This is a genomic window from Calothrix sp. PCC 6303 (assembly GCF_000317435.1).
Lineage (GTDB): Bacteria > Cyanobacteriota > Cyanobacteriia > Cyanobacteriales > Nostocaceae > PCC-6303.
Map to the genome: position 1 here is coordinate 962330 of NC_019751.1, position 15251 is coordinate 977580.

Annotated in this window: 17 protein-coding genes; 11 read left to right on the forward strand and 6 right to left on the reverse strand. The window is 39.9% G+C overall.

Annotated features, from left to right (window positions below; translation table 11 throughout):
- The first annotated feature begins 205 nt into the window (after nt 1–205).
- The 6 genes from CAL6303_RS03980 to psaI all read left to right on the forward strand — a co-directional run bounded on the left by CAL6303_RS03980 (nt 206) and on the right by psaI (nt 6767).
- Entirely contained in the window at nt 206–1036 is an 831-nt protein-coding gene (locus tag CAL6303_RS03980) for a photosystem II manganese-stabilizing polypeptide (protein WP_015196540.1), read from the forward strand.
- Nucleotides 1037–1433: 397 nt separating this feature from the next.
- Nucleotides 1434–2210, forward strand: a complete 777-nt coding sequence (locus CAL6303_RS03985; RefSeq protein ID WP_015196541.1) for an RNA polymerase sigma factor SigF — start codon at nt 1434–1436, stop codon at nt 2208–2210.
- Nucleotides 2211–2384: 174 nt separating this feature from the next.
- Nucleotides 2385–3278 carry a hypothetical protein gene (locus CAL6303_RS03990; protein ID WP_015196542.1) on the forward strand — a complete coding sequence of 298 codons (894 nt, stop codon included), beginning with the start codon at nt 2385–2387 and terminating at the stop codon, nt 3276–3278.
- Nucleotides 3279–3282: 4 nt separating this feature from the next.
- Nucleotides 3283–3528 (forward strand): hypothetical protein, encoded by a 246-nt coding sequence (locus CAL6303_RS03995; protein WP_015196543.1) that lies wholly within the window; start codon nt 3283–3285, stop codon nt 3526–3528.
- 257 nt (nt 3529–3785) lie between these two features.
- Nucleotides 3786–6539 carry a hypothetical protein gene (locus tag CAL6303_RS04000; RefSeq protein ID WP_015196544.1) on the forward strand — a complete coding sequence of 918 codons (2754 nt, stop codon included), beginning with the start codon at nt 3786–3788 and terminating at the stop codon, nt 6537–6539.
- 120 nt (nt 6540–6659) lie between these two features.
- Nucleotides 6660–6767 carry a photosystem I reaction center subunit VIII gene (psaI, locus tag CAL6303_RS28975; protein ID WP_015196545.1) on the forward strand — a complete coding sequence of 36 codons (108 nt, stop codon included), beginning with the start codon at nt 6660–6662 and terminating at the stop codon, nt 6765–6767.
- A 261-nt stretch (nt 6768–7028) separates the two neighbouring features.
- Here the strand turns inward: psaI and CAL6303_RS28980 are convergent, their stop codons facing one another.
- The 6 genes from CAL6303_RS28980 to CAL6303_RS04020 all read right to left on the reverse strand — a co-directional run bounded on the left by CAL6303_RS28980 (nt 7029) and on the right by CAL6303_RS04020 (nt 9711).
- Complete coding sequence (locus tag CAL6303_RS28980) at nt 7029–7148, reverse strand: photosystem II reaction center protein J (protein WP_015196546.1); 120 nt, start codon at nt 7146–7148, stop codon at nt 7029–7031.
- A gap of 144 nt (nt 7149–7292) precedes the next feature.
- Entirely contained in the window at nt 7293–7412 is a 120-nt protein-coding gene (locus tag CAL6303_RS28985; protein WP_015196547.1) for a photosystem II reaction center protein L, read from the reverse strand.
- 9 nt (nt 7413–7421) lie between these two features.
- Nucleotides 7422–7559, reverse strand: a complete 138-nt coding sequence (gene psbF, locus CAL6303_RS04005) for a cytochrome b559 subunit beta (protein ID WP_015196548.1) — start codon at nt 7557–7559, stop codon at nt 7422–7424.
- A gap of 9 nt (nt 7560–7568) precedes the next feature.
- Complete coding sequence (gene psbE / locus CAL6303_RS04010; RefSeq protein ID WP_015196549.1) at nt 7569–7817, reverse strand: cytochrome b559 subunit alpha; 249 nt, start codon at nt 7815–7817, stop codon at nt 7569–7571.
- A 199-nt stretch (nt 7818–8016) separates the two neighbouring features.
- Entirely contained in the window at nt 8017–9036 is a 1020-nt protein-coding gene (locus CAL6303_RS04015) for a photosynthesis system II assembly factor Ycf48 (RefSeq protein WP_015196550.1), read from the reverse strand.
- A 288-nt stretch (nt 9037–9324) separates the two neighbouring features.
- Nucleotides 9325–9711, reverse strand: a complete 387-nt coding sequence (locus tag CAL6303_RS04020) for a rubredoxin (RefSeq protein ID WP_051036758.1) — start codon at nt 9709–9711, stop codon at nt 9325–9327.
- A 378-nt stretch (nt 9712–10089) separates the two neighbouring features.
- Between CAL6303_RS04020 and ndhC the strand changes: the two genes are divergently transcribed.
- The 5 genes from ndhC to CAL6303_RS04045 all read left to right on the forward strand — a co-directional run bounded on the left by ndhC (nt 10090) and on the right by CAL6303_RS04045 (nt 15151).
- Entirely contained in the window at nt 10090–10452 is a 363-nt protein-coding gene (ndhC, locus tag CAL6303_RS04025) for a photosynthetic/respiratory NAD(P)H-quinone oxidoreductase subunit C (protein ID WP_041740263.1), read from the forward strand.
- The gene (gene ndhK / locus CAL6303_RS04030; RefSeq protein WP_015196553.1) at nt 10443–11189 is read left to right on the forward strand and encodes a photosynthetic/respiratory NAD(P)H-quinone oxidoreductase subunit K; all 747 of its coding nucleotides are present in this window, start codon (nt 10443–10445) and stop codon (nt 11187–11189) included. Before ndhC ends, ndhK begins: the two co-directional genes overlap by 10 nt.
- Entirely contained in the window at nt 11182–11706 is a 525-nt protein-coding gene (locus CAL6303_RS04035) for an NAD(P)H-quinone oxidoreductase subunit J (protein WP_015196554.1), read from the forward strand. Before ndhK ends, CAL6303_RS04035 begins: the two co-directional genes overlap by 8 nt.
- A gap of 747 nt (nt 11707–12453) precedes the next feature.
- Nucleotides 12454–14751, forward strand: a complete 2298-nt coding sequence (locus CAL6303_RS04040) for a sensor histidine kinase (RefSeq protein WP_015196555.1) — start codon at nt 12454–12456, stop codon at nt 14749–14751.
- On the forward strand, nt 14705–15151 hold the full coding sequence (locus tag CAL6303_RS04045) for a response regulator (RefSeq protein ID WP_015196556.1): 447 nt from the start codon (nt 14705–14707) through the stop codon (nt 15149–15151). Before CAL6303_RS04040 ends, CAL6303_RS04045 begins: the two co-directional genes overlap by 47 nt.
- Nucleotides 15152–15251: the final 100 nt, after the last annotated feature.

Consider the following 15251-nt stretch of genomic DNA (forward strand, 5'->3'; position numbering starts at 1 on the left):
ACGTAAATGATTTCTTGTGATTTTTGCTGAACGGCACTTTCTTCAAGACACCTGAATATTTCCAGATACCAAATATCTCAACTAAATTCTGTATCTTGGTAAACTAAGGGCTTGAACACCAAGTAAAATAAAGCAATAGGTTCAAATACGTTTACCGTTGCGGTTTCACAACTTGCGTATTAATTTTTTGACATAGAGGTTGACCATGAGGTATCGCGCTTTAATTATTGCATTTGTCGCTGTGTGCTTGGGATTATTAACCGCTTGCAATGATGCTCCATCATCAAGTAGTACCACTGCATTGACTTATGAACAGATTCGGGGTACAGGTTTGGCTAACAAATGCCCTCAACTTTCAGAAACCAGTCGGGGTTCTATTCCCATCGACTCTAGCAAGTCTTACTCCATTAAAGAACTCTGCTTAGAGCCAACAAACTACTTTATCAAGGAAGAGCCAACAAATAAACGTCTCAAAGCCGAATTTATCCCCGGAAAGGTTTTGACTCGTAAAACTTCATCGTTAGATCAAATCCAAGGTGATTTGAATGTTAACTCTGATGGTAGTCTCACCTTTGAAGAAAAAGACGGCTTTGACTTCCAAGCTACCACCGTTAAACTTCCCGGTGGCGAAAGTATTCCTTTCTTATTTACTGTTAAAGGTTTAGTTGCTCAAACACAATCTGGATTAACCAGCATCAACACCTCAACTGATTTTAAAGGTGGTTTTCGAGTTCCTTCCTATCGTGGTGCAACCTTCCTTGATCCTAAAGGTCGTGGTGTAGCTAGCGGTTATGATAATGCTGTGGCACTTCCTGCTCGCTCTGATGCTGAAGAACTTACCCGCGAAAATGTTAAACGCGCTCAAGTTCTAGAAGGTGAAATTTCTCTTTCAGTGGCTAAAATCGACAGCGTATCTGGTGAAATCGCAGGTACCTTTGAAAGTAACCAGCCTTCTGATACAGATTTAGGTTCTGGTGATCCCAAAGAAGTGAAGATTCGTGGTGTATTCTACGCTAGAGTTGAACCTCGTGCTTAATCAAGCTAACTAGTTTATCAAACCCAGTCCATATAGTAAGAATAATCCCTTGTAATTTTTTTGATGCAAGGGATTTTTGTTTTTATTCGACCCATGTAAAAATCATGTAAACCTTAAGTTAGGTACTATTTCGGTTCCTGATTCTGTAACTTATTTTATATCTTATCTCTATGTAGGGAATCAATTTGGAGATTAAAAATCCAACTGAATTGAGAACATAGCCTTACAATCACTTATTTAAAATTGGAATTGACTGCCATTAAAAGTTGGCACACATAGCGCTGCGATCACTATTTTGATATCGGCGTGATTTTGTGACGCTCAGATCAATATCTAAATCTCAAGTGAATTTTAATTTTTAAATGTTCTGTTTCATCAATAAATTAACCACGGTGCTATGCTTACCACAGCTACCAGCGAATTAAAGCAAGAGATTTGGCAGTTATTGCGAGAGTATCAAAAAGATCACTCAGCAGAAGTTCGCAATCAGCTTGTGAAGTTGAATTTCGGCTTGGTGAGAAAAGAAGCTCACTACTGGATTAATCAATGCCAAGAAAGCTATGAGGATTTACTGCAAGTTGGTTGTTTAGGTCTAATTAGAGCAATCGAAAGATTCGATATTGCCAAAGGTCACGCTTTTAGTTCCTTTGCAATGCCTTATATCCGAGGAGAAATCCAACACTATTTGCGTGATAAAGGTGTGACTGTGAGAATTCCTCGACGTTGGTTAGCTTTGCAACAACAAGCAATTGGTGTTTCCCGCACTCTGCGGGAGAAGTATAATCGTCAACCTAGCGACAATGAGCTAGCGGAGGCTTTGGAAGTATCTGTAGAAGAATGGCAGGAAATTAAGTTAGCGTGGATTAATCGGGCACCACTGAGTTTGGATACACCCGTACAGGATCATGACGAAGGTTCTGCTAGCTTAGGTGAATTGGTTCCTGACCATAATTATCGCAGTTTTCAACTGGCACAAGAAGATCAAATTCGTCTCCAGCAAGCGTTACTTCAGTTGGAAAAACGTACTCGTGATGTTTTGGAGTTTGTTTTTTTACACGATCTTACCCAAAAGCAGGTAGCAGAACGCTTAGGTATTAGTGTGGTGACTGTTTCTCGCCAGGTAAAGAAAGGGCTGGATTCGATGAAGAAGCTCATGTGTACAACTGAAGATTAATTTATTACTATATACGGTCGTATATTTTCTAGTTTGGGTAGTGATACAAATAACTATTGAACTTGAAAAAGTTGAGTTATAACGGAATGAGACTTCACCTTTGATAAAATCTTTTCTTTTATTTTTTATCAGGCTGATTTCTATAAACACATTTTCCAATGGTTTTTGACACTAATGGGTAAATATTCAAATATTGCAGTTGCTGCTCTCATGGCATTGGCAATCACAGGGTGTGCATCTGAGGGTGAACAGGCTAGTAATCCCAGTAGCACTGCTACTCCAAGTGCTGCTCCAGCTAGCCCATCTGCATCTCAACCGTTTAATAATCCAGTTGTGGCAGGGAAACCGCAGTCACAAAGTCCTGCTACTATAGTTGGCACTCCAAATCTAATTCAGACCACGAATGCCACTGAACGCTTATTAGTAGTGTCCAAGGGTGGAAGCGAGCGCGATCCGTTCGCACAGATTACTCCACCGATACCAATAGTGCCAAATGATGGGGAACGCAGGTTAGTTCCTGTGGTTTCTGGGGTACCAACCCCTAATAGGAATGTGACCGTGGTGTCATCAAAACAAACAGCCAAAAGTCGTGTTTTGAATAATTCCACAACCAAGCCATATATCCCCCCGTCATATATCGCTCAACGTAAACCTGTAACTCTGGCTAAAGCTAGCCCTGGTTTTGTACCTGTGTTGCCGAAGATTATGCCACAGGTGGTTCCCAATACTTCCTTAATCTCGGTGCTACCACCAGCCGCGCAACCAGAGTTAGCTAAGGGTGTTGTTGTGACTGGTGTAGTGATGGTGGGAAGAACACCCCAAGCCATTATTAAGGTACCAACTGAGTCTACAAGCCGTTATGTACAATCAGGCGATCGCTTGGGAAGTGGACTGCTTGTAAAACGGATCGAAATGAATGAAGGTTCAGATCCAATAGTAATTTTTGAGCAATTTGGCATCGAAGTTGCGAGAATGGTTGGTGAAGGTGCAACCGGATCAGCCACTACTGCTTCGGCTGATAGTGCTACTCCAGCACCAGCAAACAACGTACCTACTGGAGCTTCTTAAGAGTATGGAAACAAGCGAAAAAATCGAATTTCCTGGCTTGCCTTTAGCTGTATATCGTGAGATTGTTGCCCATCTGCATCAAGTTGAAGGGGTGAAGGCTGATCTAATACCCCAGTCTTCTCAGGAATTTGATTACAATCAAAGCCAAGTTGGTGGTTTATTGATTAATTTCGCTACGGATATACTTCCAGAGTGTCGTCTTAGAGTCGAACAGATTTTAGCTTATTATCGGGAACGCTACAAAAATTGATGATTGGCAAAAATGTAAAGGAGACGTAGAGAGGGGAAGGAAGAGCAATAAAGTCAGTTTGTCACACAGGATGACTTAAATGCAGGTATTTTCCCCGATTTTATCGTCTCCACATCCTTTATTAATTTCTATGCCGAAATTTTTTTAATAAAAACCATGTTCAAAGTGATGCATTTAGAAAATGCTGAGGTAAACTGTCAAGCAATAAGGTAACGCAAATATTACTGAGTCGCTCTACAGTTTTGACATCACGTACGATGGAACAATGGCAATTTCTAATACAGAAGCAAGGCGATCGCACTTGGCATCCCCTAGAATCTCGAACTGTGGAAATTATGGAAGGTCGGTATCGGGTGGTGGCTTGCTCCCACCGTGCAAATACTGATGTGGATGTAAGAATAACTCACTCATCACCTCCAGAATTGTCACTTCAACGGCGGATTTATAAGCGATCGCGTCGCACTAATAATGATGGTTCAATGGCAGTTATTCCCTTTACCTATTTCCAGCCGGGGCTATGGGAATTACGCTGTTCTGGTGATTTGATGTCGGATGTTTTGGGTCGTTCTTGGCAACATCTGGTCAATTTAAAAGTTTTATCTCAACCTGTTGACCGAAAAGGCGGAGGGGCAGGGAGCAGGGAGCAGCGGGAGCAATCCCTGCCCAATACCCGTGAAACTGGTATAAATCCAATTGCATCATCTTTAATTCCTGGCGAGTCTAATTTGCCAATTCCGCCAATTCCTCCAAATTTTGTACCTGTAGCAACTGAATCGTTAAATCCAATCAGCGAGTCAGTATTATCTTCTGTAACAGAGACTACAGATATTATTGATGAAACTAGTATTCATACTGCTGAATTAAATCTGGAATTTACAGAAAAAATTACCGATAAAACTGGGGAATATGAAGAAATAGGGAATGGGACAGAAAAGCCCTCCATGGAGGCTGAGATTTCGATTGAGAAGGAGCAAGAAGACGACGATTCACAAGAGAAATTTACACCTCAAGTCCTCTCCTTACCCCTGGCAAATCCTTCTGCTCAAGAGTTATCACAGATGGAACCAGGAATTTTAGTACCTTTGGCTGTCAAAGGTACTGATCTGGTTCCGGAGGTAGCAATTAACTCAGATATCACCCCAGAGTATCAATTAACTATTTACTCAGAAGAAGATATTAGTCTAGAACAACCCATCAGTCCGGTGTGGGTTAAAGGTGATACAGCAGAACAAATATTACAAAATTTGGTGGACTTAGCTTTACCAGTTGAAGAAGCCCTCTTAGAAGATAAAGTTATTGCCAAAACAACAGTTATAGATACTCCCCTACCTTTAATAATTCATCTTGATCAACAAAGCTATATTGGAAATTGGGGACAAGCACTAACTGTAATGGGATTGGTGCAGTTAGAAGGGGAAACAAATCCATTAATTGATGACACATCTGAATTTGAGAGTGTCGCAGCAGGAGAGATCCGTTTAGAATTGCGATCGCCTGATCAATTACAGGTGCTAGCTGAGGTAAAACAACCGTTACCAGAGAGATTATTACCTTTTGCAATTTCATCCACCATAGAAATCCCACGGGAGTGTGAATCTAAGTTACTTTTAGCAGATATTTACCTTTATGGAGCGTTGGGAGGGGTTGGAGAATCGCAACTTTTAGCTAGTCAGTCATTTATTATCACTGCTGATGTTAGCGAATTAATTGCAGTTAGTATGGCTAAACCTAGCGCACCCGATATGCTCAACGATTCTCTAACAGGATTTGCTCAAAATGTAGTCGAAGAGAAACCAACTCTATCCCTTGATTTAGAACTGTTTAACCTTGCCAAAACAGCCAAAAATTCTCAGTCTCGCACTTTCCAAACATCTCCCAAACGATCAATTCCCCTGGATGTGGAACCTGTTCGCAACAGAAGAATTAATTCTCGTTCTCCCCAATTGCCATTTTCTCCGCACGCAGAAAATTTTGATCCTCATTTGAGTTTGGGTGCTAATAGTTCTGCAAGTTTTCCTTACCTGCGGAAATTACCTTTGTTACCAAGTGCGGAGGAAACAATTAGTAGTAATTTACCGGATACCTTACCGGAAAATTTCGATTTAATTCTATCTGTTGATTCCCCAGTAGAAGAACCAATGCTGGAAAATCATCAACTGCAAGTTACAGATGGGCATTTAGGAGAAATAATTATTCCCCGTCAACCAGACGAATACAGCGAAGTTAATCTGCCAATTGTCAATAATTCTAGCTCTTTTGACTATCCCCACAGTTCTCAGCTAATCGCTGAGGGAAATCCCTATGTATCTCCTTTGATTCGCAAGTGGATGCAAAACCAAGGATATCCTGTACCCCAATTTATTGATTTCCCACCTCAAAATTATCAAGCCTCGGTTCCTCAAATAACTGAAAATGTAGTGGAACAGGTAGTAGAAATTTCCCCAGCAACACCTGAACTTCCTCATGGAGAGAAAATTGCCCCCACAACCTGGGTGATGGAGGAAATAGTTGTTGATGATGATTTATTTGAAGAAGTCAGTATTAACGATAAAACAAGTAACCCCGTGGAAGTTTCCCATCCTCCAGAATCTATCGATACTGTAATCCACAAACTTCCAGAAACATCCCTAGAACAGCAAAACCCTCAACCCTTACCAGTCCCACAACTATTCATTCCCCAAGGTGAACTGGTTGCAGGTAAACTAGTTCGGATTCGTGTAGAACTAAATGAAACACTTCCAGATGTCGCAGTCAAATTATGGGTTGAAGACTGTCAAACTCGTTGGTTACTGGATGGACCGCATCTGATCACCGATTTGATCGAGAATCATTTAGGAGGTATGGAAGCAATCAGCGAATTTAACGTTCCCTTTGGTTGTATAGAGGTGCGGGTGGAAGCGATCGCGCTTCATCTGAATACCCAGCAAGAAAGCCACAAAACCACTGTACAACGAACCGTTGTCCCCCCTGATTTACCCTCTCTTCAATTCGATGAAATATTGGGAATGTAGTTCCAGATGTTTAGCATCTGTAATCAATTTTGTTAAAAATCTTGAGATTTTGCAAAATAATGTTGGGAATTGCAGTAAGCTCGACTTGAATTGTAGTTTGATTTAACAGGAATTCATCCTATGGCAGCTTCATTCTTACCTTCAATCCTAGTTCCTTTGGTTGGTTTAGTTTCTTCCGCAGTAGTTATGGCTTACATGCTGTTGTATATGGAAAGTGACCAAATCTAATTAGCTAGTGATGTGATTATTACCTATGGGTAATATGGCTTGTTAGCAACAACTAAAACCGTCTACCTAAATTAGGGAGACGGTTTTTTACAGGGTTTATGGCTAAAAAATTGTTCTGTTAGCTCTTAATCGCCAAAAATTTAAAGTAGCAATCGTACAACTTTTGTTTCTAATCTAAAATTACTAACTGCCAATAACTACTTCCTAATGGAGAACTAGTCATCAGCAATTAGTATTTACAAAACTTGGTTTAGTTCTGAATTACATCGATGAACCAACACCAGCGTAGGCTCCATAGAAGAAGATGCCCAACACTGTAATTATACCCATTCCCGCGACCGTAGCAACGATCCACAGAGGTATTCTTCCTCCTCCAGACACAGCTTTCTCCTCCCTTTACAAAATTAAGTAATTAGCTGCTAGTCACTATAGATTACTAAGCAGTAAATAAATTTATTTACTAATTAGCAAAAACATGACTTGAAAATTATTTACAACAGGCTGATATTATGCCTCAGTAGTGACTTAGTTGAAGAAGTAGCTAGAAAAAAGAATTCCTAGTACAAATACAATCAAAAGTCCCAAAAACAATGAAGTTCGATTCAACTCAACTGGTTGACCATTAGGATTAGGCGATTTTTCCATGATTTTCTCCTAGCGTTGAATAAATTGCATTGCTGCGATCGCGCCTAAAAAGAAGACACTAGGAACAGCTAAAGTGTGAACAGCTATCCATCGCACTGTAAAAATTGGATATTGAACTGGTTGATTGAGATTATTGCCGCTAGTCATGATCTAAAACTACTTTCCTATGTATGTCTCAACTTGTTTTTTCGCATCAAAACGGTTGTTAACGATGGGTACTTCTTGTCTGGTTTGAGTGAAATACTCATTAGGACGAGGAGTTCCAAATGCATCATATGCCAGTCCTGTACTGACAAATAACCAACCTGCAACAAACAAAGCTGGAATGGTAATGCTGTGGATTACCCAGTAACGAACGCTAGTAATAATGTCCGAAAACGGACGTTCTCCAGTGGTACCTGCCATTGATTCCCTACCTTCACATTATTGTTGAAATTTGGCTTTTAGCCGCTACTACTTATCAGTATGGTTAATTCCATCATGCTGCTAAGATGCGAACGACTTGCATCGCGCAAGCTTCACATTCAAGCTGTATCTGTTTATTATCCTACAAAGTTTAGAAACAGTTACAAGTTGCAAACTATTTCTAATAAATCAAGATTTGTTAAGCAGCCTTGGCAACTTCTGCGGGTTGGTACTTGAGTAAATAGCCACCGCGATCGCCGATTGCAAAACCTTGTTCTGGGGAAAAGAAGACAACCTTAAAGAAATTGGCGGGTACTTCTTCCATTTCAGTATCCTTTTCCCAAGTTTTTCCACCATCAGGGCTGTGAAGTAAACTACCGCTACCTCCAGTTGCCCAGACATCATCTGAGTTGCGATAAGCCATATCTAACAAAGCCCAGCTATATCCTTTTTCAGGTTTTTGGGGATCTAACCATTTTTCGTCATCTTCAGGATCGGTAAATTGAATTTGTCCACCTCGTGCCAGCATCCACAATTTGCCTTCGCTGGTGAAACCCATATTTTCCAAGCGACGGGAACTATTACGATTGCGAGGTACCCAAGCAGCAGTACCAGGTTCCCAAGTGGAGTAAAAATTACCCTTTGCCGAAATTGCGACGTATTTGCCATCAGGCGATCGCGTTATGTTCCGAACTACACCTACAGCGTCCTGTACCTGTGCTTTCCAATTCTTACCACCATCGCTAGTCTGATAAATCGCACCCACATCAGTTGCCATTTCTGCGGTATTTCCACTCAAAGCAGCGATATTAATGGGATTACCAGGAAGTTTTTCATCCAAAGGAATCTGTAACCAAGATTTACCCGCATCAGTGCTATGTAGCACCAAAGCTGGTTCCCCCACAATCCAACCTTCCTTACCTGCAAAACTCACCCCATTAAACCGGGATTTTTCAGAATCCAAAGACAATTTTATTGCTTCCCAAGTTTCACCAGCGTCTTTAGTTTCTAATAAAGTTGCATTACTGCCAACCATAAAACCATGTTCCTGGTTTTCCGCAAAAGCAATATCTAGCAACTTCGTATCTGCATCAATGTCAACAGAAATCACTTTCCATGGGTTGTAAGCTGTTTTTGGCAGGTTCGCACAACCAGCACACAGCACAACAACCAGTAACAAAGTTACTATTTTTCTCCAAAACTTTCCAATCCCAACCATTAGTATCCGTTAGTATTTTGTGAATTTTCCCAAATGTGATCGAATCTAAAATCTTGATTTCTACCTACGGACTTCCAAATTAAATAATTATCCAATTTTCTTGGAACAGAGAGAAGTCGAGGGTATCGGTTTGCGTCCCGTCAAACTTCGGATTATCTCTGCCTGTCTTTCCGGGCAAGACTTCGGCGTGAGCGCTCAGTCCTTACCTCCGGTACACTTCGTTCCGACAGGCTCAGGAACCATCGAACGCTGCCCAAACCAGAGGATATTTTATTTTCTGGAACTCCCCTACTGCAAACCGTACAGACTGATAAAAAACAAAAATCCTAAACCCAAAGCACCAAAAATCAGCAAATTCTTCTGAGTTGGTGTTAAAGAGTTGACACCTAAACCAAAGCCGAGATTTTCCTTGAATCCAGAAGCTAAACTTGCTGGACCAATATTGACAAAAGCAACTTTTTTTGCATTACAAACTGGACAACGCCAAGTTGCAGGTAAATCATCAAAGGGGGTTCCTGGAAGAACGTCCCGCTTTTCATCACCCTTAGTTGGCTCGTACACATATCCACAAGATCGACACTCATGTCGATCTAAATCAGTAGTGTCTTCTTCCTCTGCCTGATCGATTTCAGCCTCAACCAGGTCAGTCTGCTCCCTCTCTTCTTGTTCACTCATAATTTTAGGTTTAGCCAAAATTAAATAACCCAAGTTGCCAGTCACTGTATCTTTGAAGTTGCCAATCAGTGATTTTCATTGCCATCACCAGTTCCCAACTTCCAGTGCAGAACTAGCAACCCTCGTTAAATACTTAAAGTGCAAATCTTAAATGTACGTTACAAATTATGACATAATTACTCAGCTTTTCTATCGTTGATCAAAACGAATCAAATAACCAACCCATATGTTTTCTAGGATTCAAAAAAGTCAAAGCGATATAATGTATGTAAAGATGTGCAACCTCAAAATTGCACTTTTTCAAGTGGAATCCTCAAAAAATTCCCAACTACCCCACAGGTAACAAAGTTATTCCCATTCAAAGCGGTAGATTTTATTGTGTTTGTTCTTAGTGGTTACGAGTACTTCCTAGGCTTCCTACTCATCTGTAGCCTAGTTCCAGCCCTAGCTCTTTCAGCATCCAAGCTTCTGCGACCCAGTGGTCGTTACCCAGAAAAAATCACCACCTACGAATGTGGTATGGAACCCATTGGTGGAGCCTGGATTCAATTTAATATTCGTTACTACATGTTTGCCCTCGTTTTCGTCGTCTTTGATGTCGAAACAGTATTTTTGTACCCGTGGGCAGTTGCATTTCACCGTTTAGGACTATTAGCGTTTATCGAAGCGCTTGTTTTTATCGCAATTCTTGTGATTGCCCTAGTGTACGCATGGCGTAAAGGAGCTTTGGAATGGTCTTAGATGCCAACTCGGCGAAAAATCTCGCCCAACCCCAAGAGCGTGTTCTTAACCCCATGACACGCCCCACAATTACCCAAGACCTCTCTGAAAACGTCATCCTCACCACAGTTGACGACCTTTATAACTGGGCAAGACTTTCGAGTTTGTGGCCCATGTTATTCGGTACCGCTTGCTGCTTTATTGAATTTGCAGCATTAATCGGTTCGCGGTTCGACTTTGACCGTTTTGGACTAATTCCCCGTTCTAGCCCGCGTCAGGCTGATTTAATTATCACAGCGGGAACCATCACCATGAAAATGGCACCGCAGCTAGTGCGTTTGTATGAACAAATGCCCGAACCCAAGTATGTAATTGCTATGGGTGCCTGTACCATCACTGGGGGTATGTTCAGCGTTGATTCTCCCACAGCAGTTCGTGGTGTTGATAAGCTAATTCCCGTTGATGTCTATTTACCAGGTTGTCCTCCACGTCCAGAAGCGATCATCGATGCAATTATCAAATTGCGGAAAAAAATCGCTGATGACTCAATGCAAGAGCGAAATAAAATTCGCCAAACTCATCGCTTCTACAGCACTACCCACAACATGAAACCTGTGCCAGCAATTTTGACTGGTAAGTACATGCAGTCGGATGCCCGTTTTACCCCTCCCAAAGAATTAACAGAGGGTATGGGTATGCCTGTACCACCCGCTTTGCTCACATCGCAAAAACAGAAGGAGATAACTGGTCGTGGCTGAAGAATCAAAACCAGTACCATCTGAGGAGAAAACCATAGTCCCAGCGGGTAAAGTTTCTCAGTGGCTAACTGAAAATGGCTTTGCTCATGATTCACTGGATGCGGATAAAAAAGGCGTTGAGATCATCAAGGTAGAAGCTGACTTCTTATTACCCATCGCCACCGCATTATATGCCTATGGATTTAATTGCCTACAATGTCAATGTGGCATCGATTTAGGTTTGGGACAAGAATTGGTGAGTATGTATCACCTAATTAAAATTGGTGATAATGTCGATAACCCAGAAGAAGTACGCGTCAAAGTTTTCCTCCCCCGCGAAAATCCTGTAGTTCCTTCAGTTTACTGGATTTGGAAAACCGCAGACTGGCAAGAACGGGAATCTTACGACATGTACGGTATTATCTACGAGGGACATCCCAATTTGAAGCGGTTATTAATGCCGGAAGATTGGGTTGGTTATCCCCTACGTAAAGATTATATTTCGCCCGATTTCTATGAGTTACAAGACGCTTACTAATCAACGTAGATTATTTTGAGTGTCATTTGTGATTTAAGTTTAATCAAGGTAATTTTTTAGCCCCTCTAACCAACATTTGGTAGAGGGGTTAAGTTATGAAATCATTGAAAGGTAGGGTTCTCATCCTCCTGCGCTTATTTGATAGCAGTAGATATCTCCGTTAGGACATACTATTTGTTTAAAAGGGAACAGGGAGTAGGGAAAATATAAATCTCATAATAAAATAGATAAAAACATACATCTATTATTCAAAATTAGCTAGCAAAATTCAAAATAGTAAACTAATATAAATTATCCGCATTATTTATTAATATTTTGACATAAATAAAGGTGTGACATTTAGTTATTTTTAATATATTTTATCTGACAGTTTACTAAATGCTTGTTAAACTGACAACACAAGCAGATAAGAAAATATCAGGAGAGAAATTAGTAGCAGGAGTTAGGCAATGGCTACGAATTTACTTCATTGGGACGTAAGGTAGACGCAAAGCGGCTTGTCGTAGACTAGCAATCTCAAAACCTTGATTTTGCGGATAGATTTCGTAATTTCTAAGTAGTTATCATCCAGAATAGAGATTAATTATGATTTGAAAAGGGTTTTAACTATTGAGATATTTTCGCGTAGTTACCTGGGAAAATCTTAGGAATTTTAGAACATCAAATTAACTAATTATTGTTAATTAATATGCAATATTAAGACTTTAATTTTTTGTGGTTGTTTAGAACGACAAAAGGGGAATTTTTATGGGGATGAATTTGGAATGGCAAGGCATTGATCTGACTAGCTTGAAAGAACCAAAAATCAATACTATTACTCAAATACAGTCTCACGGTGTGCTTTTGGTTTTAGAAGAAGCAGAACTAACAATTTTACAAGTCAGCACTAATGTCTATTCAGTATTTGGAATCTTAGCCGAAAATTTAATAGGAACAAAATTAGAGAATTTACTGGATTCTTTTCAAATTGAGAGAATTAAGTCAGGGTTATCGGGAGAAAATCTCGATTTTATCAATCCTACCAAAATATGGGTCAGGAAAAAAGGTGATGACTACGTTATATTTGATGCAGTTTTTCACCGTAATTCTGAAGGCTTTATTATGGTGGAATTAGAGCCAGCTATCTCTCAGGAAAATATTCCATTTTTAAGTTTTTATCATTTAGCTAGAGCGTCGATTAATCAATTAGAAGGAACTTCTAGTTTGGCTGATTTCTGTCAAATTATTGTTCAAGAAGTCCGGAAAGTCACTGGATTTGACAGGGTTATGTTATATAAATTTGACGATGATGGACATGGTGCTGTCATTGCTGAAGACAAATTAGCCAGTATGGAACCATATCTGGGTTTACATTATCCAGAATCAGATATTCCTAAACCTGCAAGAAAGCTGCTCAAATCTAATTGGATTAGATTAATTCCTGATACCTATGCTGAATCTGTCGATATTTATCCGGAAATTAATCCAGTTAGTGAGCAAGCAATTGATTTAACTCATTCAATTCTCAGAAGTGCTTATTCTTGTCATATGGAATATTTGCATAATATGGGTGTGGGTGCTTCTTTAACTATTTCTTTGATTAAAGATGGTAATCTTTGGGGACTAATTGCTTGTCATCATCAAACACCCAAATATGTATCTTATGAATTGCGTAAAGCCTGCGAATTTTTGGGAAGAGTGATATTTTCTGAACTTTCTGCGAAGGAAGAAACAGAAAATTATGACTATCGGATGCAACTGACATATATTCAGTCAATGTTAGTTGAATATATGTCCCAAGAAGAAAACTTTATTGATGGCTTAGTTAAATATAAACCTAATCTTTTAGATTTAGCTAGCGCTCAAGGTGCAGCGGTTTGTTTTGGGGGAAAATATACGCTAATTGGTGAAACTCCAAAAGAAGAAGATATTAATTATTTAGTCCAGTGGCTGAGGAATAATGTGAATGAAGAGGTATTTTATACTGATTCATTAGCTCGTATTTACCCAGGTGCCGAAAGATTTAAAAGCGTTGCTAGTGGGTTGCTTGCTATTCCAATTTCCAAGCGCAATTATGTATTATGGTTTCGTCCAGAAGTAATTCAAACAGTTAATTGGGGAGGTAATCCCAATGAAGCATTTGAGGTGAGTAAGTTAGAAGAACATGTTTCTTTATGTCCACGTAAGTCATTTGAATTGTGGAAAGAAACAGTACGTTTTATGTCTTTGCCTTGGCAATATGTAGAAATTAAAGCTGCGCTGGAATTACGCAAAGCAATTGTGAATATTGTGTTGCGACAAGCTGATGAATTAGCACAGTTAGCACATGATTTGGAACTTTCTAACTCAGAATTGAAAAAGTTTGCTTATGTAGCTTCCCATGATTTGCAAGAACCGTTGAATCAAGTAGCTAACTATGTACAGTTGATTGAAATGCGCTATAGAGAAGCACTTGATGAAGATGGTGAAGAATTTATCACCTATGTAGTAGAGGGTGTTAGCTTGATGCAAACTTTGATCGATGATGTACTAGCTTATTCTAAAGTGGATATGCAGACGAGCGCTTTTCAGGTAATTGAAGTCAAAACACCTTTAGAACATGGTTTGAATAGCTTGCGTAAACGCATATCGGAAACTGGGGCAAAAATTACCTATGACACTTTGCCTAGTGTGATGGCAGATGGAACTCAACTGATGCAATTATTTTTAAATTTAGTTGGTAATGCCATCAAATTCCGTAGTGATAAACCCCCAGAGATTCACATTGGTGCTGAAAGACAAGAGGATAATTGGTTATTCTCGGTTAAGGATAACGGAATTGGGTTAGATCCGAAGTTTAGCGATCGCATTTTCATTATATTCCAACGCCTGCATACAAGAGATGAATATCCTGGTACGGGTATGGGTTTAGCTATCTGTAAAAAAATTATTGAGTGCCATCGGGGACGCATTTGGGTAGAATCCCAATTAGGGGAAGGTGCTACATTCTACTTTACCATTCCAGTTGGAGGGCGCGATCGTGACCGTAGAAACGGACGTAAAGCACAAAATAATATTTTTAGTTGAAGATAATAAAGCCGATATTCGGCTAATTCAAGAAGCATTAAAAAATTCCTCCACGTCATACCAGGTAATTACTGCTAGGGATGGTGTGGATGCGATGGCTTATTTGCGACAAGAGGGGGAGTATGCTGAGGCAACTCGCCCCGATCTGATCCTTTTAGATTTAAACTTACCAAGAAAAGATGGTAGAGAGGTTTTAGCAGAAATTAAAGCTGACTCCAAACTCAAACGTATTCCCGTAGTAGTATTGACTACTTCCAGAAATGAAGATGATATTCACTATAGCTACGATCAACATGTAAATTGCTACATCACGAAATCTCGTAACCTCAGCGAACTTTTCCAAATTGTCAAGGGAATCGAAGATTTTTGGTTGACTACTGTTACTTTGCCAAAAGAATAAAAAATCTGGGTAATTTTATTAGTTTTTAAAAGGTAACAGGGAAGGGTTTTACTCCTGACTTAAACTGTTCATTGCTCACTGTTGAATGATTTTAATGATC

Excerpts from the sequence above, each read along its gene's own strand:
- CAL6303_RS04000 (WP_015196544.1), top strand. The coding sequence starts at position 3,786 with ATGGAACAATGGCAATTTCTAATACAGAAGCAAGGCGATCGCACTTGG.
- ndhK (WP_015196553.1), top strand. The coding sequence starts at position 10,443 with ATGGTCTTAGATGCCAACTCGGCGAAAAATCTCGCCCAACCCCAAGAG.
- CAL6303_RS03995 (WP_015196543.1), top strand. The coding sequence starts at position 3,283 with ATGGAAACAAGCGAAAAAATCGAATTTCCTGGCTTGCCTTTAGCTGTA.
- CAL6303_RS04040 (WP_015196555.1), top strand. The coding sequence starts at position 12,454 with ATGGGGATGAATTTGGAATGGCAAGGCATTGATCTGACTAGCTTGAAA.
- CAL6303_RS03990 (WP_015196542.1), top strand. The coding sequence starts at position 2,385 with ATGGGTAAATATTCAAATATTGCAGTTGCTGCTCTCATGGCATTGGCA.
- CAL6303_RS04020 (WP_051036758.1), bottom strand. The coding sequence starts at position 9,711 with ATGAGTGAACAAGAAGAGAGGGAGCAGACTGACCTGGTTGAGGCTGAA.
- CAL6303_RS03985 (WP_015196541.1), top strand. The coding sequence starts at position 1,434 with ATGCTTACCACAGCTACCAGCGAATTAAAGCAAGAGATTTGGCAGTTA.
- CAL6303_RS03980 (WP_015196540.1), top strand. The coding sequence starts at position 206 with ATGAGGTATCGCGCTTTAATTATTGCATTTGTCGCTGTGTGCTTGGGA.
- CAL6303_RS04015 (WP_015196550.1), bottom strand. The coding sequence starts at position 9,036 with ATGGTTGGGATTGGAAAGTTTTGGAGAAAAATAGTAACTTTGTTACTG.
- psaI (WP_015196545.1), top strand. The coding sequence starts at position 6,660 with ATGGCAGCTTCATTCTTACCTTCAATCCTAGTTCCTTTGGTTGGTTTA.
- CAL6303_RS28985 (WP_015196547.1), bottom strand. The coding sequence starts at position 7,412 with ATGGAAAAATCGCCTAATCCTAATGGTCAACCAGTTGAGTTGAATCGA.
- psbF (WP_015196548.1), bottom strand. The coding sequence starts at position 7,559 with ATGACTAGCGGCAATAATCTCAATCAACCAGTTCAATATCCAATTTTT.
- psbE (WP_015196549.1), bottom strand. The coding sequence starts at position 7,817 with ATGGCAGGTACCACTGGAGAACGTCCGTTTTCGGACATTATTACTAGC.